Below are 25127 nucleotides of genomic sequence, written 5' to 3'. Positions count from 1 at the left end.
ATAAAACGGACGGGCATGACATGGCAACTGAACAACCTGCAATTACGCGCGCAACATTCGATGAAGTGATTCTGCCGATTTATGCACCGGCGGAGTTTATCCCGGTGAAAGGGAGAGGCAGTCGGGTTTGGGATCAACAGGGCAAAGAGTACGTTGATTTCGCGGGCGGGATTGCGGTGACGGCGCTGGGGCACTGTCATCCGGCGCTGGTGGAAGCCCTGAAAACCCAGGGTGAAACCCTGTGGCACACCAGCAACGTGTTCACTAACGAACCGGCTCTCCGCCTGGGCCGTAAGATCATTGATGCCACCTTTGCCGAGCGCGTGCTGTTCATGAACTCCGGCACCGAAGCCAATGAAACGGCTTTCAAACTGGCGCGCTACTACGCCTCCACGCGTCACAGTCCGTACAAAACCAAAATCATCGCCTTCCATAACGCCTTCCACGGTCGTTCGCTTTTCACCGTTTCCGTGGGCGGGCAGCCGAAGTATTCCGACGGCTTTGGCCCAAAACCGGCTGATATCATCCACGTGCCGTTTAACGATCTGCATGCCGTGAAAGCGGTGATGGACGATCACACCTGCGCGGTGGTGGTTGAGCCAATCCAGGGCGAGGGCGGCGTAATGGCCGCGACGCCGGAGTTCCTGAAAGGCCTGCGCGAGCTGTGCGACGAGCATCAGGCGCTGCTGGTGTTTGATGAAGTGCAGAGCGGCATGGGGCGTACCGGCGATCTGTTCGCCTATATGCACTACGGCGTGACGCCGGACATTCTCACCAGCGCCAAAGCGCTTGGCGGCGGTTTCCCTGTCAGCGCAGTGTTGACCACGCAGGAGATCGCATCGGCCTTCCACGTCGGTTCGCATGGCTCCACCTACGGCGGCAACCCCCTGGCGTGCGCTATCGCTGGGGCGGCGTTTGATATTATCAATACCCCTGAAGTGCTGAACGGTGTGAGCGCGAAGCGCGAGCAGTTTGTGCAGCATCTTCAGCAGATCGACGCTCAGTATGATGTGTTCAGCGATATTCGTGGCATGGGGCTGCTGGTTGGCGCGGAGCTGAAACCGCAGTACAAAGGCCGCGCGCGTGATTTCCTCCACGCCGCCGCGCACGAAGGGGTGATGGTGCTCAATGCGGGGCCAGACGTGATGCGCTTTGCGCCGTCGCTGGTGGTGGAGAGCCAGGATATCGACGACGGCATGAATCGCTTTGCGAGTGCAGTGAAGAAGATCGTTCAGGTTTTGTAGGCCGGGTAAGGCGAAGCCGCCACCCGGCAAAACTCACGACTCTTTGCGCCGCAAAATCCGCGTCAACCAAATCCCGTGATGCGGACGCTGACGCCATGCCACCGACGAAATGGTGTGCATGGTGTTCAAATGCCCTAATACCCGCTGCAAATGCTGCTCGAGGGTGCTCATCGGCCCATGGGTCAGCGTCTCTGGCGCTTCCAGAATGTTCGAATCCCCCGATTCTCCCGGCGCGTCGTACTCCAGACGCTGCTGACAGCGCTGCAACGCAATTTCACACGACTGCAAATACCGCTGCGCCAGATCCGGCGTCAGCATCGTGTGCTCGCGCGCCAGCGTGGTCATGGCGTTGATATGCTCGACGATAAACTGGCTGTGCGTCACCCACAGTTTCATATCCGCCAGATAGTGCGAGTTAAAGCCCGGCTCCTGCATCGCCTGGTTTAGCGAGTTAAACAGGGCGTTGTGCGCCTGGTTGACCTTCATGCGCTGATAGGCCAGCGGCGAGGCTTTCGGGTCGTCGCTCAGTATCAAACGAATCGCCTGCTGATCGGCTTCGAGCGCATCGTGGGCGTTCTGGCGTAACAAGCCGCTTTGCCATTGCGGCCACAGCCAGACCATGCCGCCGAAGGCGATCAAACAGCCAATAAGCGTATCCACCAGCCGCGCGACAATGTACTGCTCGCCGTTCAGGGTCAGGAGTTGCAGGGTATATACCGCCGTCACCGTAAACCCGACCATCGCCCAGCCATAGTTTTTACGGATGATCAGATAGCCCACGAGCGTAATCACCAGCATTCCCGCGAGGGTGTAGCCGTCGGGAACGTGGAAGTGCAGCGTCACCCCGGCAATCACTAACCCGGCAAAAGTCCCGAGCGCCCTGTGAAGAATGCGCACTCGCGTGGCGCCATAGCCGTTCTGGGTGACAAACAGCACGGTCATGAGGATCCAGTAGGGCTTCGGTAAGTGCAGCGCGACGCCCATCAGGCTCGCCACGCTGAGCATGACGCTGATGCGCGCGGCGTTGCGCAGGGCGGAGGATTTCAGCGACAGATAGCTTTTCAGCGCGGGCAGCAGCGGCAGACGTTTTTGCTTATCGGCCATCAGGTCGCGGGAGTAGAGCGGACGCTGGGTGCGCAGCACGCGCGCGATGCGGCTAAAGTGCCATGCGCAGAACTGTCCGACCGGGTTATCCGGGTGCTGGCGCGCGATTTTCTCCAGCGCTCCCAGCTGCTTATCCATGGTAAAGCGCGTCGGGTAGCGGTGATACAGAATATCGTCCGCCAGCACGCGCAGGCGAGTCGCGACCGTCTGGGCATTCCAGCGGATCACCGCCTCGGCGTGGCTGCGTTCCACCAGCTTTTGCACCTCCTGCGGGTGATGCAGGCTGACGGAGATATGCTCCTGCAGATCCAGCCCGACCTGGAAGACGCGCAGCAGGCGTTTGTATTCATGATTTTTATTGGCCGCCAGCATGTGCAGCTGCTGATAACACTGGCTGATGAGATCGACCACTTTTTGCTGGCGCGACAGCAGCGGTGGCAGGGACTTTTCGGGGTCAGTGTGCTGCGTCAGCAGGGTGTATTTAGCTTCGCAATATTCGGCGAGCTGGACGTAGAGCAGGCTCAGGGATTCGCGCAGCGGCTGCTCTCGCCACATCCAGAACCAGAACCAGTTAAACAGCCCGTACCACAGCGTGCCGGCGGCATAGATCAGCAGCGGCTCCCAGACGGGCATATTTCCGGCGAGACTCAGCGTGAAAATGGCGGCAATGAGCGATGCGGGCAGCAGGCGGGCGTGAAGCGCGCTGATCTCCGCCGTGACGCCCAGCGTCATCGCCAGCACGGTCAGAATGAGCGGCAGCGGGATATCGCGCGCCAGCAGCAGCTGCACGGCGAGGCTGCATCCGGCAAACAGGCAGCCGCCGATAATCAGACGTTTGAAAAAGCGTTTGTGGGGAGTATCGAGACCGGCAATGTTGCAGCAGGCGGGGACGAGAGAGAACAGCAGCCCCTGTTGCAGATGACCGAGGATCAAACCAACGGCCACGGGAAGACATAACACCAGAGTTTGACGTAGTGCGTAGTTAACTTCCGGGTGATAAATCAGCCTGCGCCACATAGTCGTCAGAGACAAAAACGGCGTGACATCTTGCGATGGCACGCCGAATTTTGCGGAATTAACGGGTCCCGTAGACCACGATAGTTTTACCGTGAGCGGAGATCAGGTTTTGATCTTCCAGCATTTTCAGGATACGACCTACGGTTTCGCGAGAACAGCCCACGATCTGACCAATTTCCTGACGGGTAATTTTAATTTGCATACCGTCCGGGTGGGTCATGGCGTCAGGTTGTTTCGCCAGGTTCAGCAGCGTCTGCGCGATGCGACCGGTGACGTCCAGGAAAGCGAGGTTGCCCACTTTCTCGGAAGTGACCTGCAGGCGGCGAGCCATCTGCGAAGAAAGGCGCATCAGGATGTCCGGGTTCACCTGGATCAGCTGACGGAATTTCTTGTAGGAGATCTCAGCGACTTCACACGCGGTTTTCGCACGCACCCAGGCGCTACGTTCCTGGCCTTCTTCAAACAGGCCCAGTTCACCGATGAAATCGCCCTGGTTCAGATAAGAAAGGATCATCTCTTTCCCTTCTTCATCTTTGATCAGCACTGCCACCGAGCCTTTGACGATGTAATACAACGTTTCCGCTTTTTCACCCTGGTGAATCAGCGTGCTCTTCGATGGGTACTTATGAATGTGGCAATGAGACAAGAACCATTCGAGAGTCGGGTCTGTTTGCGGTTTGCCAAGCACCATGCGCTGTTATCCTCTGTTATAAGCTGTCTCAGAGTCAAAATCGCATCCTGACTCTGGGGTTGCAATCGAATTCTTACCCGTACCTGGGAAGTGGCTGTCGCACTGTTCGCAGCCAGTAAAGTTTGATGTCCTCTGCATACATGTGTAACGTCAATGTATTACTGTAGCATCGAGACTGTTTTAGCATAGCTTTAGCCGCGTGTCTCCTGGTGTCTCGCTTCAGCATGATGCAGGTCGCCTTCCGTTGCGAGAATTGTAACGCACGCGTAATCTGTTCATAAAAATGCAACTTCGGAGTTAATAAAAATGCAAGCGCGTGTGAAATGGGTTGAAGGTTTAACGTTCCTTGGCGAATCCGCTTCAGGGCACCAGATTTTGATGGACGGTAACTCCGGAGATAAAGCGCCAAGCCCGATGGAAGTGGTGCTGATGGCGGCTGGCGGGTGCAGCGCGATTGACGTGGTGTCGATTCTGCAAAAAGGCCGTCACGATGTGACCGACTGCGAAGTGAAGCTGACCTCAGAGCGTCGCGAAGAAGCGCCGCGTCTGTTTACGCATATCAATCTGCATTTTATCGTCACCGGAAAAGAGCTGAAAGATGCCGCCGTGTCCCGCGCGGTGGATCTGTCTGCGGAGAAGTACTGCTCTGTGGCGCTGATGCTGGAAAAAGCGGTGAAGATTACGCATTCGTATGAAGTGATTGACGCTTAAAACAAAGCCCGGTGGCGCTACGCTTACCGGGCCTACAAAAGCATGAACGTAGGCCGGATAAGCGCAGCGCCATCCGGCAACAAACCTCAGGCGATCTTCTTGCCTTCCATCAACCGCTGCACCAACGGCATCATGATCAACTCCATCGCCAGCCCCATCTTCCCGCCCGGTACCACCAGCGTATTGATATGCGAAATGAATGAGCCCTGCAGCATCGCCAGCAGCCACGGGTAATCAATGCCTTCCAGGTTACGGAAATGGATCACCACAAAGCTTTCATCCAGTGAAGGAATGGTTTTCGCTGCAAACGGGTTAGAGGTGTCGACTGTTGGAACGCGCTGGAAGTTGATGTGGGTGCGGGAAAACTGCGGCGTCAGGAAGTTAATGTAATCCTCCATCGAACGCACCACCGAATCCATCACCGCTTCGCGCGAATGGCCGCGCTCGCTCATGTCGCGGGTCAGCTTTTGAATCCACTCCAGATTGACAATCGGCACCACGCCGACCAGCAGATCCACGTGGCGCGCCACGTCATGCTGCGGCGTCACCACGCCGCCGTGCAATCCTTCGTAAAACAGCACGTCAGTCGGCTCCGGCAGGGGCTGCCACGGAGTGAATGTGCCTGGCACCTGATTCCAGGGTACCGCTTCATCGTAGGTGTGCAGGTATTTGCGCGACTGGCCTTTGCCCGTGTGGCCGTAGTCCTGAAAGGTTTGTTCCAGCAGGCCAAAGTCGTTGGCGTCTGGCCCGAAGTAACTGATGTGCTTGCCTAAATCGCGGGCCTTGCGGATAGCCATGTCCATTTCAGGACGGGTGAAGCGATGAAAGCTATCGCCCTCCACCTCGGCCGCGCGCAGGTTGAGCTGCGCGAAGATCTTGCGAAAAGCGAGGCTGGTGGTGGTGGTTCCCGCACCACTCGAACCCGTAACGGCAATAACCGGATGTCTGGCGGACATAGCAACTCCCTGAATGGAAAGATGGAACAATCAACCGCGAAACTGATTGCGCGGCATGATGTTGACCGTTTCGTGCAGTTCAGACCACACCAGCAACACCTCGCCGCTTTGTAGCTGCCGTTTGACATCGGCGACCTTTTGTTCGAGCGAACGCTCATGTTCACCATAATCGGTGCCTTCGCGTAATACAAAGCTTTCAATCAGGCTATCCAGCGTTTCGGGAGCCAGATCCTGCCAGGGAATCATCATTTTACTCTCTCCAGAAATGGGGTTAACCAGTCAGGGATGCGCGATTCCAGCCACATTTTCGGGCGGCGCAAGGTGCCGGTGATAAAGCCGACGTGGCCGCCGTGTTCCGTCAGTTGATACTGCACGTTCGCCGGCAGATGTTCCGGCGCTGGAATGGAGTGATGATCCATAAAGGGATCGTCCTTCGCATGGATGATCAGCGTCGGTTTGGTGATCTGGTTTAGCAGCGGCATGGCGCTACACTGACGATAGTAGTCGATCGCGTCGGCAAAGCCGTGGATCTTCGAGGTGATCATATCGTCAAACTCGCGCAGGCGACGCATTCGCTTCAGCTGTTGCAGGCTGATCGGCAGGGTATCCGGATAGGCCTTCAGCTTACGCGCGGCGTTGGCTTTGAGCAGGTTCAGCAGATAGCGCTGATAGACCCGCGAAAAGCCTTTTTCCATATGATAGCTGCACTGCTCGAGCATAAAGGGCGCGGAGACGATCACCGCCGCATCCAGTGGAACCGTGTCGCTCTCTTTGGCCAGCAGGCAGGCGAGCATGTTTCCGCCGAGGGAATAGCCGACGGCGGCGGTCGGCACGCTGCCGTAGCTGTTCTTCAGCCAGTGTAAAAACCAGGTGCCATCTTCGGTTTCGCCGGAGTGATAAATACGCTCCCGACGGTTCGGCTCGCCGCTACAGCCGCGAAAATGCATCACCACGCCGAGCCAGCCGCGTTCTTTCGCCGCATGGATCAGGCCGTGGGCATAGGGGCTGTGCAGGCTCCCTTCCAGACCATGAAATACCACCAGGCGCGGTTTGTGCCTGGCCTGCTCGGGATCTTCGCTCCAGGCTAAATCCACGAAATCACCGTCCGGCAGGTCTAGGCGCTGCCAGTGCGGCGTAAACTGCAGTTTTCGACGCAAGATCCTCGGCAGCATGGTCTGCAGGTGCGGGTTTGCCACACCCCGCATGGGCACGAAGTCTGCGCTCTCAGCGCCAGCGATCTCGAAATCTGATGGAATAATTTGGGTCATAACGATGCGATATTAATTCTTGTCAGTCATTACTATACCTTCCGAATTGTACCCTGTTTATAAAAACGAGGGGCGTTTACCTCCGATTCAGCCATTTCTGCCACCTCTGCCATTTTTTCACCCTTCGCGAACTGATCTCGATCACAAATCTTTACCTCGATTATTACTCTCAGGCTAATGATTCCGCTCTACGCTTAATTGATGCCTTTCTCACCAGGGCGCACACTTTGTTCAGCGTTAAGCAAATCAGAATGATGTGCTGAATCAGGAGGTTAATAATGTTATCTGGGCAAACACCCGCCCGGGTCTGGAACACGCGACGCACCGAAAAAGCGCGCCGCCTGGCTTCCGTCCCGGTGCAAGGCAAGGTTCTGCCGACCGACGATCTCGTCGCCATGCTGGAAAAACTGATTGCTCCGGGCGACAAAGTCGTCCTTGAAGGCAACAACCAAAAGCAGGCCGATTTTCTGTCCCGCTCGCTCGCTGAAGTGAACCCGCAAATCGTGCACGACCTGCATATGATCATGCCCAGCGTCGGTCGCAGCGAACATCTTGATATCTTTGAAAAGGGCATCGCCCGCAAGCTCGATTTCTCTTTCTCCGGCACCCAGAGCCTGCGTATTTCGCAGCTGCTGGAAGACGGCCAGCTCGAAATCGGCGCCATCCACACCTACATCGAGCTTTACTCCCGTCTGTACGTCGATCTCTCGCCGAACGTGGCGCTGATTGCCGGGTTTAAAGCCGACCGCAAAGGCAACCTTTACACCGGCGCGAGCACCGAAGACACCCCGGCGCTGGTCGAAGCCGCGGCGTTCCACGACGGGATCGTCATCGCCCAGGTGAATGAGCTGGTGGACGACGAATGCGATCTGCCGCGCGTGGATATTCCGGGCTCGTGGATTGATTACGTGGTCGTTGCCGACAAGCCGTTCTTCATCGAACCCCTCTTTACCCGCGACCCGCGCCTCATCAAGCAAGAACACATCCTGATGGCGATGATGGCGATCAAAGGTATCTACGCGGAACACCAGGTGCAGTCCCTGAACCACGGCATCGGCTTTAACACCGCGGCGATTGAGCTGCTGTTGCCGACCTACGGCGAACAGCTCGGCCTGAAAGGCAAAATCTGTAAACACTGGACCCTGAACCCACACCCGACGCTGATCCCGGCGATTGAAAGCGGCTGGGTGGAGAGCGTGCACTGCTTCGGCGGCGAACTGGGGATGGAAGAGTACATCCGCGCCCGCCCGGATGTGTTCTTTACCGGTGCCGACGGCTCGATGCGCTCTAACCGCGCCTTCTGCCAGCTGGCAGGCCAGTACGCGGTGGATATGTTTATCGGTTCGACGCTGCAGGTGGATGGCTACGCCAACTCCTCTACCGTGACCCGCGGTCGTCTGTCGGGCTTCGGCGGTGCGCCAAATATGGGCCACGATCCGCACGGTCGTCGTCATGCTACGCCTGCGTGGCTGAACATGATTACCGAACCGGACCCGATGCAGCGCGGTAAAAAGCTGGTGGTGCAGATGGTCGAAACCTTCCAGGCGGGCGTGAAACCGACCTTCGTGGAAAAACTCGACGCCGTTGAAGTGGCGAAATCCTCCGGCATGCCGCTGGCACCGGTGATGATCTACGGGGATGACGTCACCCACGTTCTGACCGAAGAGGGGATTGCCTACCTCTATCGCGCCGAAAATCTCGAAGAGCGCCGCGCGATGGTCGCCGCCGTCGCCGGGATCACCGACATCGGCCTGGGCGTGGACGCCAAACGCGTCGCCGCACTGCGCCAGAGTGGCAAAGTGGTCTACCCGGAAGATATGGGCATTCGCCGTACCGACGCGACCCGCTCTCTGCTGGCAGCCGGCAGTGTGGCTGATCTCGTGGAATGGTCCGGCGGTCTCTACAACCCACCTGCGAAATTCCGGAGCTGGTAATGAAACTTCTGCCCCAGATTCAGGTTGAAGGCGGTGCCGAATGGCTGGCGCGAACCGCCACGCAGTGTCTGATTGACGAAGCACGATTAAGCCCGAAACCCGGTCTGGTGGACAGTCGGGGGAACGGCGCACACCTGGACCTCACGCTTGCATTAATGGAGCGGTCCGCGCACAGCCTGACCCCTACGTTTCAGACGCTGGCGCAGCAAAGCTGGCAGCGTCCGGCGGACATTGCGCTCAGACAAACCATCGGGCGACTGGGTCGCGAAGGCGAGCAGCAGATGATGGCCGCCACCGGCGGAGTCAATACCCATCGTGGCGCGATCTGGGCGCTCGGACTGCTGGTCAGCGCGGTAGCGATGCTCGGCGGCGACGCCAAACCGCAGACCGTCGCCATGCGGGCTGCGGAGCTGGCAAAGCTGCCGGATGACGCAGCACCGAAAGTGTTCAGCAAAGGGCTTCGCGCCACGCACCGCTATCGCGTGCCGGGGGCGCGTGAAGAGGCGCAGCAGGCGTTCCCGCATATTTTGCAGCGGGCGCTGCCCCAGCTTCGTCTCAGTCGCCTGAACGGCAGCAGCGAAACGCACTCAAGGCTCGATGCGCTGATGGCGATCATGACCTCGCTCACCGACACCTGCGTGCTGTCCCGCGCCGGAATGGAAGGGCTGGAGACCATGCAGGACGGGGCGCGCGCCGTGCTGAACGCGGGTGGAACCGCTGCGCCAGAAGGCCAGCGTGCCCTAGCGCTGCTCGACCGCCAGATGCTAGCGCTCAATGCCTCACCGGGTGGTGCCGCCGATCTGCTCGCTGCCACGCTGTTCCTCGACCGCGTCGAGACGCCTTATTCAAAGCATTAAGAGGATGTTATGGAAAAAATCACATTAACCGTGCCAGCCAGCCGCGTATTGAGCGGCAGGGCGCTGGCAGGGGTTGTCGGTTCCGGGGATATGGAGGTGCTTTTCACCGCCGACCCGAGCCAGACCTTAACCATCAATATCACCACGTCCGTCGACAACAGCCGTGGTCGCTGGGAAGCGCTGTTCAACCGTCTGCAAACCGTGAGCAGCCTGCCTGCCGGTACGCTGACCATTCACGACTTTGGCGCAACCCCGGGCGTGGCCCGTATTCGTATCGAACAGGTATTTGAAGAGGTGAGCCATGCGTGACGATCGCAGTTTTATCGAATTGAAAGCGCGCCAGCGTGCTCACGCTCTGCTGGACGACGGCAGCTACCGCGAACTGCTGGATCCGTTTGAGGGCATCACCTCCCCGTGGCTTGGCGCACAGGGGATTGTTCCTCAGGCAGACGACGGCATGGTGGTCGCGAAAGGGACTATCAACGGCCAGCCTGCGGTGGTGGTGGCGATTGAAGGCGCGTTCCAGGGCGGCAGCATGGGCGAAGTCTCAGGGGCCAAAATGGCGGCGGCGCTGGAGCTGGCGGCAGAAGATAACCGCAACGGCATTCCGACGCAGGCCGTCCTGTGCCTCGAAACCGGCGGCGTGCGCCTGCAGGAAGCCAACCTTGGTCTGGCGGCGATTGCCGATATTCACGCGGCGATTGTCGATTTACGTCGCTATACCCCAGTCGTTGGGATTGTCGCCGGGACCGTCGGCTGCTTCGGCGGGATGTCGATCGCCGCCGCGCTGTGTAGCTATCTGATTGTCACCCGCGAAGCGCGTCTCGGCCTGAACGGCCCGCAGGTGATCGAGCAGGAAGCCGGGATTGACGAGTACGACTCCCGCGACCGTCCGTTTATCTGGAGCATGACCGGCGGCGAAATCCGCTACGAAAGTGGTCTGGTGGATGCGCTGGTGGGCGATGGCGTCAACGCAGTGAAAAAGGCGATGAACGACGCGCTGGCTAAAGGCGTTCCGGCAAAACATCGCACCGATAACTACGACGACTATCTGGCCCGTCTGAGCCACTTCGATACCCGCAAACAGGCGGATACTGAACAGATCCACGCTCTTTTTGCCCGGGAGGTGAAATGATGACTAACTCAATCAGCCGCGGCGAACTTTGGCTGCAAACCCTCGCCCCGAATGCTCAGCGCTTGCCAGGCTTATGCCCGTCCGTGCAGGCGGCAGATGGCGAACTGAACGGTGAAAGCGTGCGTTTTGTCGCCGTGGTCCCGGATGCGAACAACCACTTCCCGCGCGCTGCGCAGGGCGAAGTGGGCCTGCTGGAGGGCTGGACGCTGGCGAAAGTGGTCAGCGAAACCATCGCGGCGGATGCCGATAAAGCCGTCAAACGCCCGATTGTGGCGGTGATTGACGTGCCGAGCCAGGCGTATGGCCGTCGCGAAGAGGCGTTCGGGATCCACCAGGCGCTGGCCGGTGCCGCTGCGGCCTATGCCAATGCGCGTCTGGCCGGTCATCCGGTGATTGGCCTGATCGTCGGTAAAGCGATGTCCGGCGCGTTCCTCGCTCACGGCTACCAGGCGAACCGCCTGATCGCTTTCAACGACAAGGGCGTGTTGATTCATGCGATGGGCAAAGAGTCCGCCGCGCGTATCACCCTGCGTACCGTCGAGGCGCTGGAAAAACTGGCGGCGACCATCCCGCCAATGGCGTATGACATCAGTAACTACGCCACCCTGGGGCTGCTGGCCGACCTGCTGGATATCAGCAACCCGGACGCCCCTTCCGACACCGATCTGGCGCAGGTGAAATCTACCCTGCAACAGGCCATCAACGACGCGCGTCAGGACACCACGCTGAAAAGCCGTTTGGGTGCTGACAACCGTCGCAGCTCTGCTCTGGTACGCGAACGAATGCGAGCAAGCTGGTAATCAGAAAAAAGTCCTGCCAGATGCAGGCCCCGTGGGCGCACTCGCTGCGCCTGCGCGGGAACCTGCATCCTGAAAATAATAATCATCGCGCCAGTGCTATTTCTTTTTAAATGACAGGTTTACAGGTGATTTATGACTTATGTAATTGTTCATGCTCTTGCTCCGATTTTTGTCATCATGCTGCTGGGATTCTGGGCCGGTAAGGCCAAAATGGTCGACAACAAAAATGTCTCCCTGCTGAATATCTTCGTGATGGATTTTGCGCTGCCCGCCGCGCTGTTCAGCGCGACCGTACAAACGCCGTGGACCGGCATTCTCGCCCAGTCACCGCTGATTCTGGTGCTGACTCTGGCGATGTGGATCACCTATGCGGCGATCTACTTCCTTGCCACTAACGTCTTTAAAAAATCCCCGCAGGATGCCGCCGTGCTGACCCTGACGGTGGCGCTGCCGAACTATGCGGCGCTCGGTCTGCCCATTTTGGGCAGCGTGTTGGGTGAAGGTTCGGCGACGTCGCTCTCTGTGGCGGTCTCCATCGCCTGTGGTTCCGTGCTGATGACCCCGTTCTGCCTGCTGATTCTGGAGCGTGAAAAAGCGCGTGCCGAAGGGAATACCAGCGGTTCGACGCTGGCGATGCTGCCGGTGCTGATGTGGCGCTCCATCAAAAAACCGATCGTGATGGGCCCGCTGCTGGGGGTGATCCTGTCGGCTATCGGCATCAAAATGCCGGAACTGGTTCTTGCGGCCATCAAACCGCTGGGCCTGGCGGCAACCGCGGCGGCGCTGTTCCTGACCGGGGTGATCCTCTCTGCGCGTAAACTGCAGATCAACACCATGGTCATCACCTCTACCATTGCCAAACTGCTGATTCAGCCGGCGATTGCCTGGGGTCTGGTGCTGATTTTCGGCCTGCACGGCAGCGTGGCGATCACCGCGATCCTGATGATTGCTCTGTCCGCCGGTTTCTTCGGCGTGGTCTTCGGCAACCGCTTTGGCGTGCAATCTCCTGATGCAGAAGCGGTGCTGCTGTTGAGCTCGGTCCTGTGTATCCTGTCGCTACCGCTGTTTATCTCGCTGACTTCAGGAATGTAATCATGACCACAACATTACGCCCCCACGATCTTATCTGGCTTACCGCGCGCGACGCGCTGGAAGGTATCACCGAATCCTGGGTGGATGGCGTGTGGCATACCGGTTTGCCTGTGGTGGTGCGGCGTGATGTTGACGGCAACGGGCGCATACCTGTCGGTGTGCGTGGTCTGAAACGCGACCAGCGTGCCGCCGGATGGGTGAAGCCCGAGTGCGTGACGCGCGTGGTGTCGCCTGAAGATTTGAGCGCGGCAACCGACCTGCTGCGCTCGCCGTTTATCACTCAGCCCCCGGTTCAGGTGGCGTGCCAGCTGGCGCAGCAGGCGTGGCCGTGGACGTGGGGCATCACGGGAAGTGCCGGATACGCGCTGGCAACGGGCGTGCCGGTGATTCATGCACAGAGCGATCTCGATCTGCTGATCCGCGCGCCAGAGTCTTTACCGGCGGCGGAGTTTGAGCGCTGGGCGGTTCAGCTCGGCAATGCGCTGTGCCGCGTGGACACGCAGGTGGAAACCCCTCTCGGCGGTTTTGCCCTGAACGAGTGGCTGCGCGACGGTAAAGCGCTACTGAAAACGCACACAGGGCCGCGCCTGGTGGCCGACCCGTGGAACAGGGAGGCGTGATGAAAATTTTGTTTACCTTTCCGGGGCAGGGGACGCAGCGTGCGGGCATGCTGCAGGACCTTCCGGGAACGGAGCTGGCGACAGCGCGCGAAGTGCTGGGCGCAGAAGCGGATCTGCTGGATTCCTCCGGGGCCCTGGAACATACCCGCGCGGTGCAGCTTTGTCTGCTGATTGCTGGCGTTGCCTGGGCGCGCGAGCTGGAACGACGCGGCGTGACGCCGGATATCGTCAGCGGTCTGTCGATTGGTGCCTATCCTGCGGCGGTGATCGCCGGTGCGCTGGAATTCACCGACGCATTAAGGCTGGTGGCGCTGCGCGGTGATTTGATGGAACAGGCGTATCCGCACGGCTACGGGCTGACGGCGATCATGGGGCTGACTTTGTCTCAGGTAGAGAGTCTGATCGCAGGCTCGGGCTGTTACATCGCCAATCTCAATGCGGAAACGCAGATTGTGATTGCGGGCTCCGATGAGGGGATGGCGATCGTGGCAAAACGCGCGCTGGAGAAGGGGGCGAATAAAGCCCATCGTCTGGCGGTGAGCGTGCCATCGCATTGTGAGCTCCTCGCGGAACCGGCGCAGAAACTGGCGGAGGCGTTTAGCCGGGTGACGCTTTCGCGTCCGCGCTGTGCGTATCTCAGCGGCAGTACCGGACGGGTATTGTGGCAGCCGGAAAAGATTGCCGACGATTTAGCGATGAACATGGCGCGCACGGTGCGCTGGCAGGAGGCGGTGATTTCCGCCAACGAGCGCGAAGCGCGGCTGGCGATTGAGATGCCGCCCGGCGGCGTATTGACCTGCCTGACACGGCAGGCGGCGTGGGACGGTGAAGCGATTTCGCTGGAGCGCAGCGGCGTAGACGTGGCGGTGCATCTGGCGAAGCGGCTGCGCGGGTAGCCTTTTTGCCCGATGGCGCTGCGCTTATCGGGCCTACAAAACCGTAGGCCGGGTAAGGCGTAGCCGCCACCCGGCAAATAGACCGCACCGAACAATCAGGCCGGGTAAGGCGCAGCCGCCACCCGGCATAAAGACCGCACCGAACATGTAGGCCGGGTAAGGCGCAGCCGCCACCCGGCAAAAAGACCGCACCGAACAACCAGGCCGGGTAAGGCGTAGCCGCCACCCGGCAAAACCATCAGGCACTCTCCTGCAAACTGCGCGCATACATTCGCCCTTCGGCGGCTAACGCCCGCAGGCTCGGGTCTTGCTCGCGGTTGCGGGCAAAGACAATCGCAATCAGCTGCTGCATCTGGTACGGCTGCGCCAGCTTCAGCAGTTGCACCGAATTCTCGTACACCTTTTTCATCCTGCCCGGCATCAGCGTAAAGCCCACCCCCGCCTGCACCAGACTTAACATCGAAAAGATATCATTCACCCGGGTGACGATTTCCGGCTCAAACCCGGCAATCTGGAACGCGTCCTGGAAACCGGCGTAGGTCGCAAACCCTTCCGCCAGCGAGACGAATTTCTGATCTTTGTAATCACGCAGATCCGCCAGCCCGCTGCTGTTCAGTTTGGCGGAGGCGGGGGCGGCGAGAAAAATGTCGTCATGGAACAGAGGCAGCACTTCGAGGGTATTACGGTCAATATCGCTTTCGGAGATGGAAATCAGAATCGCGTCCAGCGAACCTTCGTCGAGCAGATGAAGCAGGGTGTCGTTCGAGCCCATCGTCAGATCCATTTCCAGGTCCGGACGGCGCAGCTTCATTCCCATTATCAGACGCGGCACGGTTTCCATCGTCAACGAATAAAGCGTGCCGACGCGCAGGCGCCCCTGACCAATCCCGGCGATTTTGCGCGACTCTTCCAGCCCGCGCTCCATCACCTGCATCACTTCCTGACAATACTCCAGCAGCGTCCAGGCGGAGGGCAGGGCAATCAGATTACGGCCTTTATGGGTGAACAGCGGGCAGCGAACGTTCTCTTCCAGGGTGTGCAGGGCGCGATGGACGCTCACACCGCTCAGGCCAAGCGCCTCGGCGGTGCGGGCGATATTGCCCTTTTCCATGAAGGTCATGAAAATACTCAGCTTGCGAAATGTAATGTCGCTCGTGATGTCGATAGTCATAACCCTCCAGATTGTTAATCGCTTTGCAGCATCGCTTCCAGCTGTTCCTGGGCGTCCAGCCACGCCAATTCGCACTCTTCGAGGCCAGATTTGGTTTTAGCCTGAATCTGTAAGCACTCGGTCAGTTCGGCTTTGCGCGCCTGATCGTACAATTCGCTGTCGCCGAGCTTCTCTTCCACCGTGGCAAGCGCGGCGTGGAGTTTCTCCATCTCTTTTTCCAGACGGGTGATCTCTTTACGCAGCGGCTGGGTTTGGGTGCGCAGCTCGGCCTCGCGACGTTTCTGGTCTTTGCGCGCCTGCGCGCTGTTGGCGTTCTCTTTCGCGTCATCGGCAGGCTGGTTTTCCTGCTTCTGCACGTCCGTCAGCCACTGCTGGTAATCTTCCAGATCGCCGTCGAAAGGTTCGACTTTCCCGTCGTGAACCAGATAGAGGTCGTCGGTGGTGGAGCGGATCAGATGTCGGTCGTGCGAGACGACAACCAGCGCGCCTTCGAACTCGATCAGCGCTTCGGTCAACGCCTGACGCATGTCGAGATCCAGGTGGTTGGTCGGTTCATCGAGCAGCAGCAGGTTTGGACGCTGCCAGACGATCAGCGCCAGCACCAGACGGGCTTTTTCGCCGCCGGAGAAGCGTTCGGTGTTTTCGCTGACCTTATCGCCCTGGAAGCCAAAGCCGCCGAGGTAGTCGCGCAGTTTCTGCTCCATCTCCTGCGGGGCGAGGCGCGCCATGTGCTGGATCGGCGATTCATCGGCGCGTAAAAATTCCAGCTGATGCTGGGCGAAGTAGCCGAGCTTGATGCCTTTTGCCAGGCCGATATCGCCGCTGACCGGATCAAGTTCTCCCGCCAGCAGTTTGATGAGCGTGGATTTACCCGCGCCGTTACGCCCGAGCAGACCGATGCGCGAACCCGGTACCAGGTTGAGTTTGATGGAGTCGAGAATAATGCGCTCGCCGTAGCCCGCGCTGACCTTTTCCATTTTCAGCAGCGGGTTCGGCAGGCTCTCCGGCGCGCGGAAGCTGAAGTGGAACGGGTTGTCCACGTGCGCCGGGGCGATCATCTCCATGCGTTCGAGCATTTTGATGCGGCTCTGGGCCTGTTTCGCTTTCGAGGCTTTGGCCTTGAAGCGATCGACGAAGCTTTGCAGATGGGCCACGCGCTGCTGCTGGCTTTCGTACATCGCCTGCTGCTGTGACAGGCGCGTGGCGCGCTGACGCTCGAACGAACTGTAGTTGCCGGTGTATTCGAACATCGATTCTTGTTCGATATGAATAATCTTATCCACCACCGGGTCGAGGAAGTCGCGGTCATGGGAGATCAGGATCAGCGTGCCCTGATAGCTTTTCAGCCATTTTTCCAGCCAGATCACCGCGTCGAGATCGAGGTGGTTGGTCGGTTCATCGAGGAGCAGCAGATCCGAGCGGCAGACCAGGGCTTGCGCGAGGTTCAGACGCATACGCCAGCCGCCGGAGAAATCGCTCACCGGGCGTTCGAGCTGTTCGTTGCTGAAGCCCAGACCGTGCAGCAGGCTGGAGGCGCGCGAGCGGATGGTCCACGCGTCGATGGCGTCGAGCTTACCGTGAACCGTAGCGATGGCGTGGCCGTCGTTGCGCTCGTTAGCGGCGTTGAGTTCGGCTTCCAGCTTGCGGTATTCGCGGTCGCCGTCAATCACATAGTCGAGGGCCGGAACGCTCAGGGCTGGGGTTTCCTGGTTAACCCAGGCCAGCTGCCAGTTTCCCGGATAGGTGAAGCTCCCTGCATCGGCGCTCATCTCGTTTTTCAGAAGCGACAGCAGAGTGGATTTGCCGCAGCCGTTTTTGCCCACCAGACCCACTTTTTGCCCTGGATTAATGGTGGCGGTAGCGTTGTCCAGCAGGACGCGTACGCCGCGACGAATTTGTAACGAGGAGAAAACAATCATAGAGCGCCGTGTGTTCCGACTATGTTAAGTTGTCATTATAATGAGGTTAAATGTAATACCGCGCTTAGCGCAGGCGTGCCATGTTAGCCGAAAATGGCCATGATGACGACCCGGGAGGGGAATGATGTCCCAGACAGCAAAAGTGCTGCTGCTGTATGCCCATCCGGAATCTCAGGACTCGGTCGCCAACCGGGTTTTGCTCAAACCGGCTCGACAACTCAGCAATGTGACGGTGCACGACCTGTACGCGCACTATCCCGATTTTTTTATTGATATCCCGCACGAGCAGGAGCTGTTGCGTCAGCATGACGTGATTGTGTTCCAGCATCCGCTTTATACCTACAGCTGCCCGGCACTGCTCAAAGAGTGGCTGGACCGGGTGTTGACCCGCGGCTTTTCCAGTGGACCAGGGGGAAACCAGCTGGCGGGAAAGTACTGGCGGAGTGTCATCACCACCGGTGAACCCGAGAGCGCCTACCGCCACGACGGGTTAAACCGCTATCCCATGAGCGATATTCTGCGCCCTTTTGAGTTAACGGCGGCCATGTGCCGCATGCAGTGGATGAGCCCGATTGTGGTCTACTGGGCGCGCCGCCAGCCTGCACAGGAGCTGGCAAGTCACGCTAAAGCCTACGGCGACTGGCTGGCCTCACCGATTTTGACAGGAGGCCGCTGATGGAAGGTTCCGATCTGTTACTGGCAGGCGTGTTGTTCCTCTTCGCGGCGGTAGTCGCCGTGCCGCTGGCATCCCGGCTGGGAATCGGCGCGGTGCTGGGCTATCTGCTGGCGGGCATCGCGATTGGCCCGTGGGGGCTGGGGTTTATCAGCGACGTCGATGAAATCCTTCACTTCTCCGAGCTGGGCGTCGTCTTCCTGATGTTTATCATCGGGCTGGAGCTGAACCCGGCGAAACTCTGGCAGCTGCGGCGATCGATATTTGGCGTGGGTGCCGCGCAGGTGCTGTTTAGCGCGGTGATCCTCGGCGGGTTGCTGATGTTGACCGAGTTTAAGTGGCAGGCGGCGGTGATCGGCGGGATAGGGCTTGCGATGTCTTCGACGGCGATGGCGCTGCAGCTGATGCGCGATAAGGGGATGAATCGCAACGAATCGGGCCAGCTCGGGTTTTCGGTTTTGCTGTTTCAGGATTTAGCGGTGATTCCGGCGTTAGCGCTGGTGCCGCTGCTCGCCGGTTCCGGGGACGATCATTTTGACTGGATGAAGGTCGGCATGAAAGTGCTGGCGTTCGCGGGGATGCTGATTGGCGGGCGCTATCTGCTCCGCCCGGTGTTTCGCTTTATTGCGGCGTCGGGCGTGCGCGAAGTATTTACCGCGGCGACCTTGCTGCTGGTGCTGGGTTCGGCGCTGTTTATGGATGCGCTGGGGCTGTCGATGGCGCTCGGGACTTTTATCGCCGGTGTGCTTCTGGCGGAAAGTGAATACCGCCACGAACTGGAAACGGCCATCGACCCGTTTAAAGGGCTGCTGTTAGGGCTGTTCTTTATCTCCGTGGGAATGGCGCTCAACCTTGGGGTGCTGTACACCCATTTGCTGTGGGTGGTGCTGAGTGTGGCGGTGCTGGTGGCGGTGAAAACCGGCGTACTGTACGTGCTGGCGCGCATTTATCGTCTCAGGAGCTCAGAGCGCATGCAGTTTGCGGGCGTGCTAAGCCAGGGCGGAGAGTTCGCCTTTGTGCTCTTCTCCACAGCATCTTCACAGCGTTTGTTCCAGGATGATCAGATGGCGCTCCTGCTGGTGACGGTGACGCTCTCCATGATGACCACGCCGCTACTGATGAAGCTGATTGATAAATCCCTCTCGCGACGCTTTAATCCGCCGGAAGAAGAGGGCGAAACGCCGTGGGTGGAGGACGATAAGCCGCAGGTGATTGTGGTGGGCTTTGGCCGCTTTGGGCAGGTGATAGGCCGCTTGTTGATGGCGAACAAAATGCGTATTACGGTGCTGGAGCGCGATATCAGCGCGGTCAACCTGATGCGTAAATATGGCTACAAAGTCTATTACGGCGATGCCACACAGCTTGAACTCCTGCGCTCGGCGGGCGCACAGGCGGCGGAGTCGATCGTTATCACCTGTAACGAGCCGGAAGATACGATGAAGCTGGTGGAACTATGCCAGCAGCATTTCCCGCATCTGCATATTCTGGCGCGAGCGCGGGGACGCGTTGAGGCGCACGAGCTGCTGCAGGCTGGGGTGAAAAACTTCTCGCGCGAGACCTTCTCCAGCGCGCTGGAACTGGGCCGTAAAACCCTGGTGTCGCTGGGGATGCATCCGCATCAGGCGCAGCGCGCCCAGCTGCATTTCCGTCGCCTCGATATGCGCATGCTGCGCGAGCTGATGCCGGTCCATAGCGATACGGCGCAGATCTCCCGCGTGCGGGAAGCGCGTCGCGAGCTGGAAGAGATCTTCCAGCGGGAAATGCAGAAGGAACGACGTCAGCTGGACGGCTGGGATGAATTCGAATAGAGGAAAAAGTATGGCAGTTCGTAAACGTTTTATTGCAGGTGCAAAATGCCCGTCCTGCCAGGCGCAAGATACGCTAGCCATGTGGCGTGAGAATAATATTGATATTGTTGAGTGTGTTAAGTGCGGACATCAGATGCGCGAGGCGGACAAAGAGGTTCGCGAGCACGTTCGCAAAGAAGAGCAAGTGATCGGGATTTTTCATCCGGACTAGCGATATGCCCTCAGATTTTTTAAGCTAAAGGGTACACGGGTGCAGATTTCCGCTACAATCTGCGCCAGCAATTTTCCCACGCTCAGGAGATATCATGAAAGTAGCAAAAGACCTGGTGGTCAGCCTGGCCTATCAGGTACGTACAGAAGACGGTGTGTTGGTTGATGAGTCTCCGGTGAGTGCGCCGCTGGACTACCTGCATGGTCACGGTTCCCTGATTTCCGGCCTGGAAAACGCGCTGGAAGGTCACGTAGTTGGCGACAAATTTGATGTTGCTGTAGGCGCGAACGACGCTTACGGTCAGTACGACGATAATCTGGTTCAGCGCGTTCCTAAAGACGTGTTCATGGGCGTTGATGAGCTGCAGGTTGGCATGCGCTTCCTGGCTGAAACCGACCAGGGTCCAGTACCGGTTGAAATCACTGAAGTGGAAGACGAGCACGTTGTGGTTGACGGTAACCACATGCTGGCTGGTCAGAACCTGAAATTCAACGTAGAAGTTATCGCGATTCGTGAAGCGACCGCTGAAGAACTGGCTCACGGCCACGTTCATGGCGCGAACGGTCACGACCACGATCACGACCACGGCCACGATGGTTGCTGCGGTGGTCACGGCCACGACCATGACCACGGTCATGAGCACGGCAAAGGTGGTTGTGGCGGTAACGGCGGTTGCGGCTGCCATTGATTTTTGGCTAAGCAGCGTGCACAAAAAAGCGGGATTAAATCCCGCTTTTTTTACGCCTCAATAATGAGGTGGTGGCGTCTCTTCGGCCTGTGAGGCGATGTGTGACGATTGACTCGCTTTCACTTTTTCCGTCAGCAGACGCAGAAGATCGCGCAGTTTGGCCATTTCCAGTTCGTGAGCCGTCACGGTCTGGTTCAGCTCATCTATGGTAACTTCCTGAAAAGCCAGACGGCTTTCCAGCTCGGCCAGCCGCGCTTCCATCGTAGTTTCTTGCATGATTGACCTCTCTTAAGTTTCGCACGCCTCAGGCGTTGGCGGCGGCGAATTTTACCCGAGTTTACTCCTGTGTACAGCATCCCGCCTTAAGGCAAGAAACTTATTTAAACAAAAATAGTCTGAAAAGAGGCGAGTTTAGGGAGAGTCTGTCTGTAGATTTCTTCTGCAACGTTCTATAGTACGCTTCTCATATACGTTTAATGCTGGGGTGAGAGGCCCCGGACCTGGAGAAATGGATGAAATCACTGTTTAAAGTAACGCTGCTGGCGACCACGATGGCCGTCGCACTGAATGCGCCGCTCTCTTTCGCTGCTGATACCGCTGCGAAACCTGCTGCAAGCGCAGACAGCAAAGCTGCGTTCAAAAATGACGACCAGAAATCAGCCTATGCGCTGGGCGCGTCTCTGGGTCGTTACATGGAAAACTCTCTCAAAGAGCAAGAGAAACTGGGCATCAAACTGGATAAAGACCAGTTGATCGCCGGGGTTCAGGATGCGTTTGCAGACAAGAGCAAACTGTCTGACCAGGAAATCGAACAGACCCTGCAGGCTTTTGAAGCGCGCGTGAAGGGTGCTGCTCAGGGCAAGATGGAACAAGACGCAAAAGACAACGAAGCGAAGGGCAAAGCCTACCGCGATACTTTTGCTAAAGAGAAGGGTGTGAAAACCTCGTCTACCGGTCTGCTGTATAAAGTAGAGAAAGCCGGTACGGGCGATGCACCGAAAGACAGCGATACCGTAGTGGTGAACTACAAAGGTACTCTGATCGACGGTAAAGAGTTCGATAACTCTTACACCCGCGGTGAGCCGCTCTCCTTCCGTCTCGACGGTGTTATCCCAGGCTGGACCGAAGGCCTGAAAAACATCAAGAAAGGCGGCAAAATTCAGCTGGTGATCCCACCGGATCTGGCTTACGGCAAAACGGGCGTTCCGGGTATTCCGGCTAACTCCACGCTGGTCTTCAACGTTGAACTGCTGGACATCAAACCGGCTCCGAAGGCAGATGCCAAACCGGATGCTGCAGCAGATGATAAAGCTGCAGACGCAGCGAAGAAGTAAAACGCTGAAAACCGCCGCCTTTAAGGCGGCGGTTTTTTTATTGTGGGGCAGATATAATTAACACTGGAAAGCGTTACCTACGCTGTATTAATTTAGTTGTCCGTGTAAATATGAGCCTGCCCTGACAACCTAATGACAGGCTCCTGAAAAGGAGTGTTTTTTTCATGTCCAGGTCGCTTTTAACCAACGAAACCAGTGAACTCGATTTGCTGGATCAACGTCCTTTCGACCAGACCGACTTCGATATTCTCAAATCCTACGAAGCGGTGGTGGACGGGTTAGCGATGCTCATTGGCTCCCACTGCGAAATCGTATTGCACTCCCTGCAAGATCTGAAATGTTCCGCCATCCGCATTGCTAATGGTGAGCACACTGGCCGTAAAATTGGATCGCCAATTACCGACCTTGCACTGCGTATGCTGCACGACATGACCGGCGCGGACAGCAGCGTCTCCAAATGCTATTTTACTCGTGCCAAAAGCGGCGTTCTGATGAAGTCAGAAACGATCGCCATCCGTAACCGCGATCACCGCGTCATCGGGCTGCTGTGTATCAACATCAACCTTGATGTGCCCTTCTCTCAAATCATGAGCACCTTTGTTCCGCCTGAAACGCCGGAAGTGAACTCGTCGGTGAACTTTGCTTCCTCGGTGGAAGACCTCGTCACTCAGACGCTGGAGTTCACCATCGAAGAGGTGAATGCCGATCGCAACGTATCGAACAACGCCAAGAACCGCCAGATCGTGCTGAACCTCTATGAGAAAGGTATTTTCGATATTAAGGATGCGATTAACCAGGTAGCCGATCGCCTGAACATCTCCAAGCACACGGTTTATCTCTACATCCGCCAGTTCAAAAGCGGTGATTTTCTGGGACAAGAGAAGTAATGCGTTTTGCCATCATGGTGACGGGGCCGGCTTACGGTACTCAGCAGGCCAGTAGCGCTTTGCAATTCGCTGAGGCGTTGTTGGCTGCCGGGCATCAGCTGGAGAGCGTTTTTTTCTATCGCGAAGGGGTCTACAACGCGAATCAGTTGACTTCACCGGCATCGGATGAGTTTGATCTGGTGCGCGCTTGGCAGAATCTTAACGAGCAGCAGGGCGTCGAACTGCACATCTGCGTAGCGGCGGCCTTGCGTCGCGGCGTGACGGATAACGCTGAAGCTGAGCGTCTCGGTCTTGCGGCGGCGAACCTCCAGCCTGGATTTTCTCTGAGTGGGTTAGGCGCGCTGGCGCAAGCGGCACTGACCTGCGATCGGATGGTGCAATTCTGATGAACCGCATTGCATTTGTATTTACCTCCGCCCCTCACGGCAGCGCGGCGGGCAGGGAAGGGCTGGATGCGCTTTTGGCAACCTCGTCGCTGACGGAAGATATCGGCGTGTTCTTTATCGGTGATGGCGTCTTCCAGATTCTGGCCGGGCAACACCCGCAGCAGATTCTGGCACGAGACTATATTGCGACCTTTAAAGTTTTACCGCTTTACGACATCGAGACATTCTGGGTTTGTGCGGCCTCTTTAAAAGAGCGCGGGCTGGATGAAAACAGCGCCATGGTGCTGGACGCCACCGTCATTTCCCCACAAGCGTTACGCGAACAACTCTCCCATTATCAAACTGTTCTGACTTTCTGAGGCCGTCATGCTCCATACCTTGCGCCACTCCCCGTGGCAGTGCGACATCGAAGGGTTGCTGAGAATGCTGGGTGAAGGCGACGATCTGTTGCTGATCCAGGACGGTGTTCTGGCCGCAATTGAGGGCAGCCGCTTTGTTGAAATTCTCAACAATGCCCCCATTACTGTCTCTGCGCTAAAGGAAGACATTGCTGCCCGTGGCCTTGTTGGTCAAATTTCAGCCAAAATCGGCGCGGTTAGCTATACTGATTTCGTCAATCTGACGGTGAAACACGCCACTCAAATGAGTTGGTGAGGCGAGATCGCTGTATATTTCTTGACACCTTTTCGGCGTGGCCCTAAAATTTCGCGTCCTCATATTGTATGAGGCGATTTATTACGTGTTTACGAAGCAAAAGCTAAAACCAGGAGCTATTTAATGGCAACAGTTAACCAGCTGGTACGCAAACCACGCGCTCGCAAAGTTGCAAAAAGCAACGTGCCTGCGCTGGAAGCCTGCCCGCAGAAACGTGGCGTATGTACTCGTGTATATACCACCACTCCTAAGAAACCAAACTCCGCACTGCGTAAAGTATGTCGTGTGCGTTTGACCAACGGTTTTGAAGTGACTTCCTACATCGGTGGTGAAGGTCACAACCTGCAGGAACACTCCGTGATCCTGATCCGTGGCGGTCGTGTAAAAGACCTTCCGGGTGTTCGTTATCACACCGTTCGTGGTGCGCTCGACTGCTCCGGCGTTAAAGACCGTAAGCAAGCTCGCTCCAAGTATGGCGTGAAGCGTCCTAAGGCTTAATGGTTCTCCGTTAAGTAAGGCCAAACTGATTTATCTTAATGTCAAACTAAACTCTTTGAGTTTTGGACAATCCTGAATTAACAACGGAGTATTCCCATGCCACGTCGTCGCGTCATTGGTCAGCGTAAAATCCTTCCAGATCCTAAGTTCGGATCAGAACTGCTGGCAAAATTTGTAAATATCCTGATGGTAGATGGTAAAAAATCTACTGCAGAAGCAATCGTATACAGCGCGCTGGAGACCCTGGCTCAGCGTTCTGGTAAAAATGAACTGGAAGCTTTCGAAGTCGCTCTCGACAACGTTCGCCCAACTGTAGAAGTTAAGTCCCGCCGCGTTGGTGGTTCTACTTATCAGGTTCCAGTTGAAGTTCGTCCGGTTCGTCGTAATGCTCTGGCAATGCGTTGGATCGTTGAAGCTGCTCGTAAACGCGGTGATAAATCCATGGCTCTGCGTCTGGCGAACGAACTTTCTGATGCTGCAGACAACAAAGGTACTGCAGTTAAGAAACGTGAAGACGTTCACCGTATGGCAGAAGCCAACAAGGCGTTCGCACACTACCGTTGGTAATCCCTT

Annotated in this window: 29 protein-coding genes; 21 read left to right on the top strand and 8 right to left on the bottom strand. The window is 57.6% G+C overall.

Annotation, left to right across the window (positions count from 1 at the left end):
* The first annotated feature begins 20 nt into the window (after window positions 1-20).
* Window positions 21-1244 carry a bifunctional acetylornithine/succinyldiaminopimelate transaminase gene (gene argD / locus U9O48_RS20850; protein ID WP_285154737.1) on the top strand — a complete coding sequence of 408 codons (1224 nt, stop codon included), beginning with the start codon at window positions 21-23 and terminating at the stop codon, window positions 1242-1244.
* Window positions 1245-1277: 33 nt separating this feature from the next.
* On the opposite strand, the gene U9O48_RS20845 is transcribed toward argD, so the two are convergent.
* Window positions 1278-3365 (bottom strand): YccS/YhfK family putative transporter, encoded by a 2088-nt coding sequence (locus U9O48_RS20845; protein ID WP_282493616.1) that lies wholly within the window; start codon window positions 3363-3365, stop codon window positions 1278-1280.
* Window positions 3366-3423: 58 nt separating this feature from the next.
* Entirely contained in the window at window positions 3424-4056 is a 633-nt protein-coding gene (gene crp, locus U9O48_RS20840; RefSeq protein ID WP_000242758.1) for a cAMP-activated global transcriptional regulator CRP, read from the bottom strand.
* Between the two features lie 306 nt (window positions 4057-4362).
* Between crp and U9O48_RS20835 the strand changes: the two genes are divergently transcribed.
* Window positions 4363-4767 (top strand): OsmC family protein, encoded by a 405-nt coding sequence (locus tag U9O48_RS20835; protein ID WP_202674966.1) that lies wholly within the window; start codon window positions 4363-4365, stop codon window positions 4765-4767.
* 86 nt (window positions 4768-4853) lie between these two features.
* Here the strand turns inward: U9O48_RS20835 and U9O48_RS20830 are convergent, their stop codons facing one another.
* From U9O48_RS20830 to U9O48_RS20820, 3 genes are read right to left on the bottom strand one after another with little or no spacing between them, the layout of a single operon-like run.
* On the bottom strand, window positions 4854-5723 hold the full coding sequence (locus U9O48_RS20830) for a phosphoribulokinase (protein ID WP_282493500.1): 870 nt from the start codon (window positions 5721-5723) through the stop codon (window positions 4854-4856).
* Between the two features lie 30 nt (window positions 5724-5753).
* On the bottom strand, window positions 5754-5972 hold the full coding sequence (locus U9O48_RS20825; protein ID WP_095283693.1) for a YheU family protein: 219 nt from the start codon (window positions 5970-5972) through the stop codon (window positions 5754-5756).
* On the bottom strand, window positions 5969-6991 hold the full coding sequence (locus U9O48_RS20820; protein WP_282493499.1) for a hydrolase: 1023 nt from the start codon (window positions 6989-6991) through the stop codon (window positions 5969-5971). The genes U9O48_RS20825 and U9O48_RS20820 overlap by 4 nt, the downstream gene beginning before the upstream one ends.
* 278 nt (window positions 6992-7269) lie before the next feature.
* On the opposite strand from U9O48_RS20820, the gene mdcA reads away from it, so the two are divergent.
* From mdcA to mdcH, 8 genes are all read left to right on the top strand, one after another.
* On the top strand, window positions 7270-8925 hold the full coding sequence (gene mdcA / locus U9O48_RS20815) for a malonate decarboxylase subunit alpha (RefSeq protein WP_282493498.1): 1656 nt from the start codon (window positions 7270-7272) through the stop codon (window positions 8923-8925).
* On the top strand, window positions 8925-9782 hold the full coding sequence (locus U9O48_RS20810) for a triphosphoribosyl-dephospho-CoA synthase (protein WP_324723119.1): 858 nt from the start codon (window positions 8925-8927) through the stop codon (window positions 9780-9782). Before mdcA ends, U9O48_RS20810 begins: the two co-directional genes overlap by 1 nt.
* A 9-nt stretch (window positions 9783-9791) precedes the next feature.
* On the top strand, window positions 9792-10091 hold the full coding sequence (gene mdcC / locus U9O48_RS20805; RefSeq protein WP_282493496.1) for a malonate decarboxylase acyl carrier protein: 300 nt from the start codon (window positions 9792-9794) through the stop codon (window positions 10089-10091).
* Window positions 10084-10917: a biotin-independent malonate decarboxylase subunit beta gene (locus U9O48_RS20800; RefSeq protein ID WP_324723118.1), complete on the top strand. Its 834-nt coding sequence runs from the start codon at window positions 10084-10086 to the stop codon at window positions 10915-10917. Before mdcC ends, U9O48_RS20800 begins: the two co-directional genes overlap by 8 nt.
* Window positions 10917-11717, top strand: a complete 801-nt coding sequence (gene mdcE / locus U9O48_RS20795) for a biotin-independent malonate decarboxylase subunit gamma (protein WP_285148697.1) — start codon at window positions 10917-10919, stop codon at window positions 11715-11717. Before U9O48_RS20800 ends, mdcE begins: the two co-directional genes overlap by 1 nt.
* Before the next feature lie 132 nt (window positions 11718-11849).
* A complete protein-coding gene (locus tag U9O48_RS20790; protein ID WP_282493494.1) occupies window positions 11850-12809 on the top strand; it encodes an AEC family transporter in 960 nt (319 codons plus the stop codon).
* A gap of 2 nt (window positions 12810-12811) precedes the next feature.
* Window positions 12812-13429: a malonate decarboxylase holo-ACP synthase gene (locus U9O48_RS20785; protein WP_324723116.1), complete on the top strand. Its 618-nt coding sequence runs from the start codon at window positions 12812-12814 to the stop codon at window positions 13427-13429.
* Window positions 13429-14325 carry a malonate decarboxylase subunit epsilon gene (gene mdcH / locus U9O48_RS20780; RefSeq protein ID WP_324723115.1) on the top strand — a complete coding sequence of 299 codons (897 nt, stop codon included), beginning with the start codon at window positions 13429-13431 and terminating at the stop codon, window positions 14323-14325. Before U9O48_RS20785 ends, mdcH begins: the two co-directional genes overlap by 1 nt.
* 238 nt (window positions 14326-14563) lie before the next feature.
* Here the strand turns inward: mdcH and U9O48_RS20775 are convergent, their stop codons facing one another.
* Both U9O48_RS20775 and U9O48_RS20770 read right to left on the bottom strand, forming a co-directional pair.
* Window positions 14564-15496: a LysR family transcriptional regulator gene (locus tag U9O48_RS20775; protein ID WP_282493491.1), complete on the bottom strand. Its 933-nt coding sequence runs from the start codon at window positions 15494-15496 to the stop codon at window positions 14564-14566.
* A gap of 14 nt (window positions 15497-15510) precedes the next feature.
* Entirely contained in the window at window positions 15511-17415 is a 1905-nt protein-coding gene (locus tag U9O48_RS20770) for an ABC transporter ATP-binding protein (protein WP_285157848.1), read from the bottom strand.
* A gap of 121 nt (window positions 17416-17536) precedes the next feature.
* On the opposite strand from U9O48_RS20770, the gene kefG reads away from it, so the two are divergent.
* The 4 genes from kefG to slyD all read left to right on the top strand — a co-directional run bounded on the left by kefG (window position 17537) and on the right by slyD (window position 20795).
* Window positions 17537-18091: a glutathione-regulated potassium-efflux system ancillary protein KefG gene (gene kefG, locus U9O48_RS20765; protein ID WP_282493489.1), complete on the top strand. Its 555-nt coding sequence runs from the start codon at window positions 17537-17539 to the stop codon at window positions 18089-18091.
* A complete protein-coding gene (gene kefB, locus U9O48_RS20760) occupies window positions 18091-19896 on the top strand; it encodes a glutathione-regulated potassium-efflux system protein KefB (RefSeq protein WP_282493488.1) in 1806 nt (601 codons plus the stop codon). Before kefG ends, kefB begins: the two co-directional genes overlap by 1 nt.
* 10 nt (window positions 19897-19906) lie before the next feature.
* On the top strand, window positions 19907-20107 hold the full coding sequence (locus U9O48_RS20755) for a YheV family putative zinc ribbon protein (protein WP_100778640.1): 201 nt from the start codon (window positions 19907-19909) through the stop codon (window positions 20105-20107).
* Window positions 20108-20201: 94 nt separating this feature from the next.
* A complete protein-coding gene (gene slyD, locus U9O48_RS20750; RefSeq protein WP_285146181.1) occupies window positions 20202-20795 on the top strand; it encodes a peptidylprolyl isomerase in 594 nt (197 codons plus the stop codon).
* Between the two features lie 57 nt (window positions 20796-20852).
* Here the strand turns inward: slyD and U9O48_RS20745 are convergent, their stop codons facing one another.
* Window positions 20853-21071 (bottom strand): protein SlyX, encoded by a 219-nt coding sequence (locus tag U9O48_RS20745; RefSeq protein WP_095283678.1) that lies wholly within the window; start codon window positions 21069-21071, stop codon window positions 20853-20855.
* A 236-nt stretch (window positions 21072-21307) separates the two neighbouring features.
* On the opposite strand from U9O48_RS20745, the gene fkpA reads away from it, so the two are divergent.
* The 7 genes from fkpA to rpsG all read left to right on the top strand — a co-directional run bounded on the left by fkpA (window position 21308) and on the right by rpsG (window position 25121).
* On the top strand, window positions 21308-22129 hold the full coding sequence (gene fkpA, locus U9O48_RS20740; protein WP_282493486.1) for an FKBP-type peptidyl-prolyl cis-trans isomerase: 822 nt from the start codon (window positions 21308-21310) through the stop codon (window positions 22127-22129).
* A 164-nt stretch (window positions 22130-22293) separates the two neighbouring features.
* Complete coding sequence (locus U9O48_RS20735) at window positions 22294-23016, top strand: helix-turn-helix transcriptional regulator (RefSeq protein WP_095283676.1); 723 nt, start codon at window positions 22294-22296, stop codon at window positions 23014-23016.
* Complete coding sequence (tusD, locus tag U9O48_RS20730; RefSeq protein WP_285157850.1) at window positions 23016-23402, top strand: sulfurtransferase complex subunit TusD; 387 nt, start codon at window positions 23016-23018, stop codon at window positions 23400-23402. Before U9O48_RS20735 ends, tusD begins: the two co-directional genes overlap by 1 nt.
* Window positions 23402-23761, top strand: a complete 360-nt coding sequence (gene tusC, locus U9O48_RS20725; RefSeq protein WP_324723114.1) for a sulfurtransferase complex subunit TusC — start codon at window positions 23402-23404, stop codon at window positions 23759-23761. Before tusD ends, tusC begins: the two co-directional genes overlap by 1 nt.
* Window positions 23762-23768: 7 nt before the next feature.
* On the top strand, window positions 23769-24056 hold the full coding sequence (gene tusB, locus U9O48_RS20720; RefSeq protein WP_324723113.1) for a sulfurtransferase complex subunit TusB: 288 nt from the start codon (window positions 23769-23771) through the stop codon (window positions 24054-24056).
* A gap of 123 nt (window positions 24057-24179) precedes the next feature.
* Complete coding sequence (rpsL, locus tag U9O48_RS20715) at window positions 24180-24554, top strand: 30S ribosomal protein S12 (RefSeq protein ID WP_000246815.1); 375 nt, start codon at window positions 24180-24182, stop codon at window positions 24552-24554.
* A 96-nt stretch (window positions 24555-24650) separates the two neighbouring features.
* Window positions 24651-25121 carry a 30S ribosomal protein S7 gene (gene rpsG, locus U9O48_RS20710; RefSeq protein ID WP_004106370.1) on the top strand — a complete coding sequence of 157 codons (471 nt, stop codon included), beginning with the start codon at window positions 24651-24653 and terminating at the stop codon, window positions 25119-25121.
* Window positions 25122-25127 lie beyond the last annotated feature (6 nt).

The sequence above is a fragment of the Lelliottia sp. JS-SCA-14 genome, assembly GCF_035593345.1.
Taxonomy (GTDB): Bacteria; Pseudomonadota; Gammaproteobacteria; order Enterobacterales; family Enterobacteriaceae; genus Enterobacter; species Enterobacter wanjuensis.
Note: the sequence above shows the minus strand (reverse complement) of the source record. Positions and strands in the feature narration are given on the sequence as shown.

Coding starts and splice junctions, on each gene's coding strand:
- argD (WP_285154737.1), top strand. CDS start 21: ATGGCAACTGAACAACCTGCAATTACGCGCGCAACATTCGATGAAGTG.
- U9O48_RS20845 (WP_282493616.1), bottom strand. CDS start 3,365: ATGTGGCGCAGGCTGATTTATCACCCGGAAGTTAACTACGCACTACGT.
- crp (WP_000242758.1), bottom strand. CDS start 4,056: ATGGTGCTTGGCAAACCGCAAACAGACCCGACTCTCGAATGGTTCTTG.
- U9O48_RS20835 (WP_202674966.1), top strand. CDS start 4,363: ATGCAAGCGCGTGTGAAATGGGTTGAAGGTTTAACGTTCCTTGGCGAA.
- U9O48_RS20830 (WP_282493500.1), bottom strand. CDS start 5,723: ATGTCCGCCAGACATCCGGTTATTGCCGTTACGGGTTCGAGTGGTGCG.
- U9O48_RS20825 (WP_095283693.1), bottom strand. CDS start 5,972: ATGATGATTCCCTGGCAGGATCTGGCTCCCGAAACGCTGGATAGCCTG.
- U9O48_RS20820 (WP_282493499.1), bottom strand. CDS start 6,991: ATGACCCAAATTATTCCATCAGATTTCGAGATCGCTGGCGCTGAGAGC.
- mdcA (WP_282493498.1), top strand. CDS start 7,270: ATGTTATCTGGGCAAACACCCGCCCGGGTCTGGAACACGCGACGCACC.
- U9O48_RS20810 (WP_324723119.1), top strand. CDS start 8,925: ATGAAACTTCTGCCCCAGATTCAGGTTGAAGGCGGTGCCGAATGGCTG.
- mdcC (WP_282493496.1), top strand. CDS start 9,792: ATGGAAAAAATCACATTAACCGTGCCAGCCAGCCGCGTATTGAGCGGC.
- U9O48_RS20800 (WP_324723118.1), top strand. CDS start 10,084: ATGCGTGACGATCGCAGTTTTATCGAATTGAAAGCGCGCCAGCGTGCT.
- mdcE (WP_285148697.1), top strand. CDS start 10,917: ATGACTAACTCAATCAGCCGCGGCGAACTTTGGCTGCAAACCCTCGCC.
- U9O48_RS20790 (WP_282493494.1), top strand. CDS start 11,850: ATGACTTATGTAATTGTTCATGCTCTTGCTCCGATTTTTGTCATCATG.
- U9O48_RS20785 (WP_324723116.1), top strand. CDS start 12,812: ATGACCACAACATTACGCCCCCACGATCTTATCTGGCTTACCGCGCGC.
- mdcH (WP_324723115.1), top strand. CDS start 13,429: ATGAAAATTTTGTTTACCTTTCCGGGGCAGGGGACGCAGCGTGCGGGC.
- U9O48_RS20775 (WP_282493491.1), bottom strand. CDS start 15,496: ATGACTATCGACATCACGAGCGACATTACATTTCGCAAGCTGAGTATT.
- U9O48_RS20770 (WP_285157848.1), bottom strand. CDS start 17,415: ATGATTGTTTTCTCCTCGTTACAAATTCGTCGCGGCGTACGCGTCCTG.
- kefG (WP_282493489.1), top strand. CDS start 17,537: ATGATGTCCCAGACAGCAAAAGTGCTGCTGCTGTATGCCCATCCGGAA.
- kefB (WP_282493488.1), top strand. CDS start 18,091: ATGGAAGGTTCCGATCTGTTACTGGCAGGCGTGTTGTTCCTCTTCGCG.
- U9O48_RS20755 (WP_100778640.1), top strand. CDS start 19,907: ATGGCAGTTCGTAAACGTTTTATTGCAGGTGCAAAATGCCCGTCCTGC.
- slyD (WP_285146181.1), top strand. CDS start 20,202: ATGAAAGTAGCAAAAGACCTGGTGGTCAGCCTGGCCTATCAGGTACGT.
- U9O48_RS20745 (WP_095283678.1), bottom strand. CDS start 21,071: ATGCAAGAAACTACGATGGAAGCGCGGCTGGCCGAGCTGGAAAGCCGT.
- fkpA (WP_282493486.1), top strand. CDS start 21,308: ATGAAATCACTGTTTAAAGTAACGCTGCTGGCGACCACGATGGCCGTC.
- U9O48_RS20735 (WP_095283676.1), top strand. CDS start 22,294: ATGTCCAGGTCGCTTTTAACCAACGAAACCAGTGAACTCGATTTGCTG.
- tusD (WP_285157850.1), top strand. CDS start 23,016: ATGCGTTTTGCCATCATGGTGACGGGGCCGGCTTACGGTACTCAGCAG.
- tusC (WP_324723114.1), top strand. CDS start 23,402: ATGAACCGCATTGCATTTGTATTTACCTCCGCCCCTCACGGCAGCGCG.
- tusB (WP_324723113.1), top strand. CDS start 23,769: ATGCTCCATACCTTGCGCCACTCCCCGTGGCAGTGCGACATCGAAGGG.
- rpsL (WP_000246815.1), top strand. CDS start 24,180: ATGGCAACAGTTAACCAGCTGGTACGCAAACCACGCGCTCGCAAAGTT.
- rpsG (WP_004106370.1), top strand. CDS start 24,651: ATGCCACGTCGTCGCGTCATTGGTCAGCGTAAAATCCTTCCAGATCCT.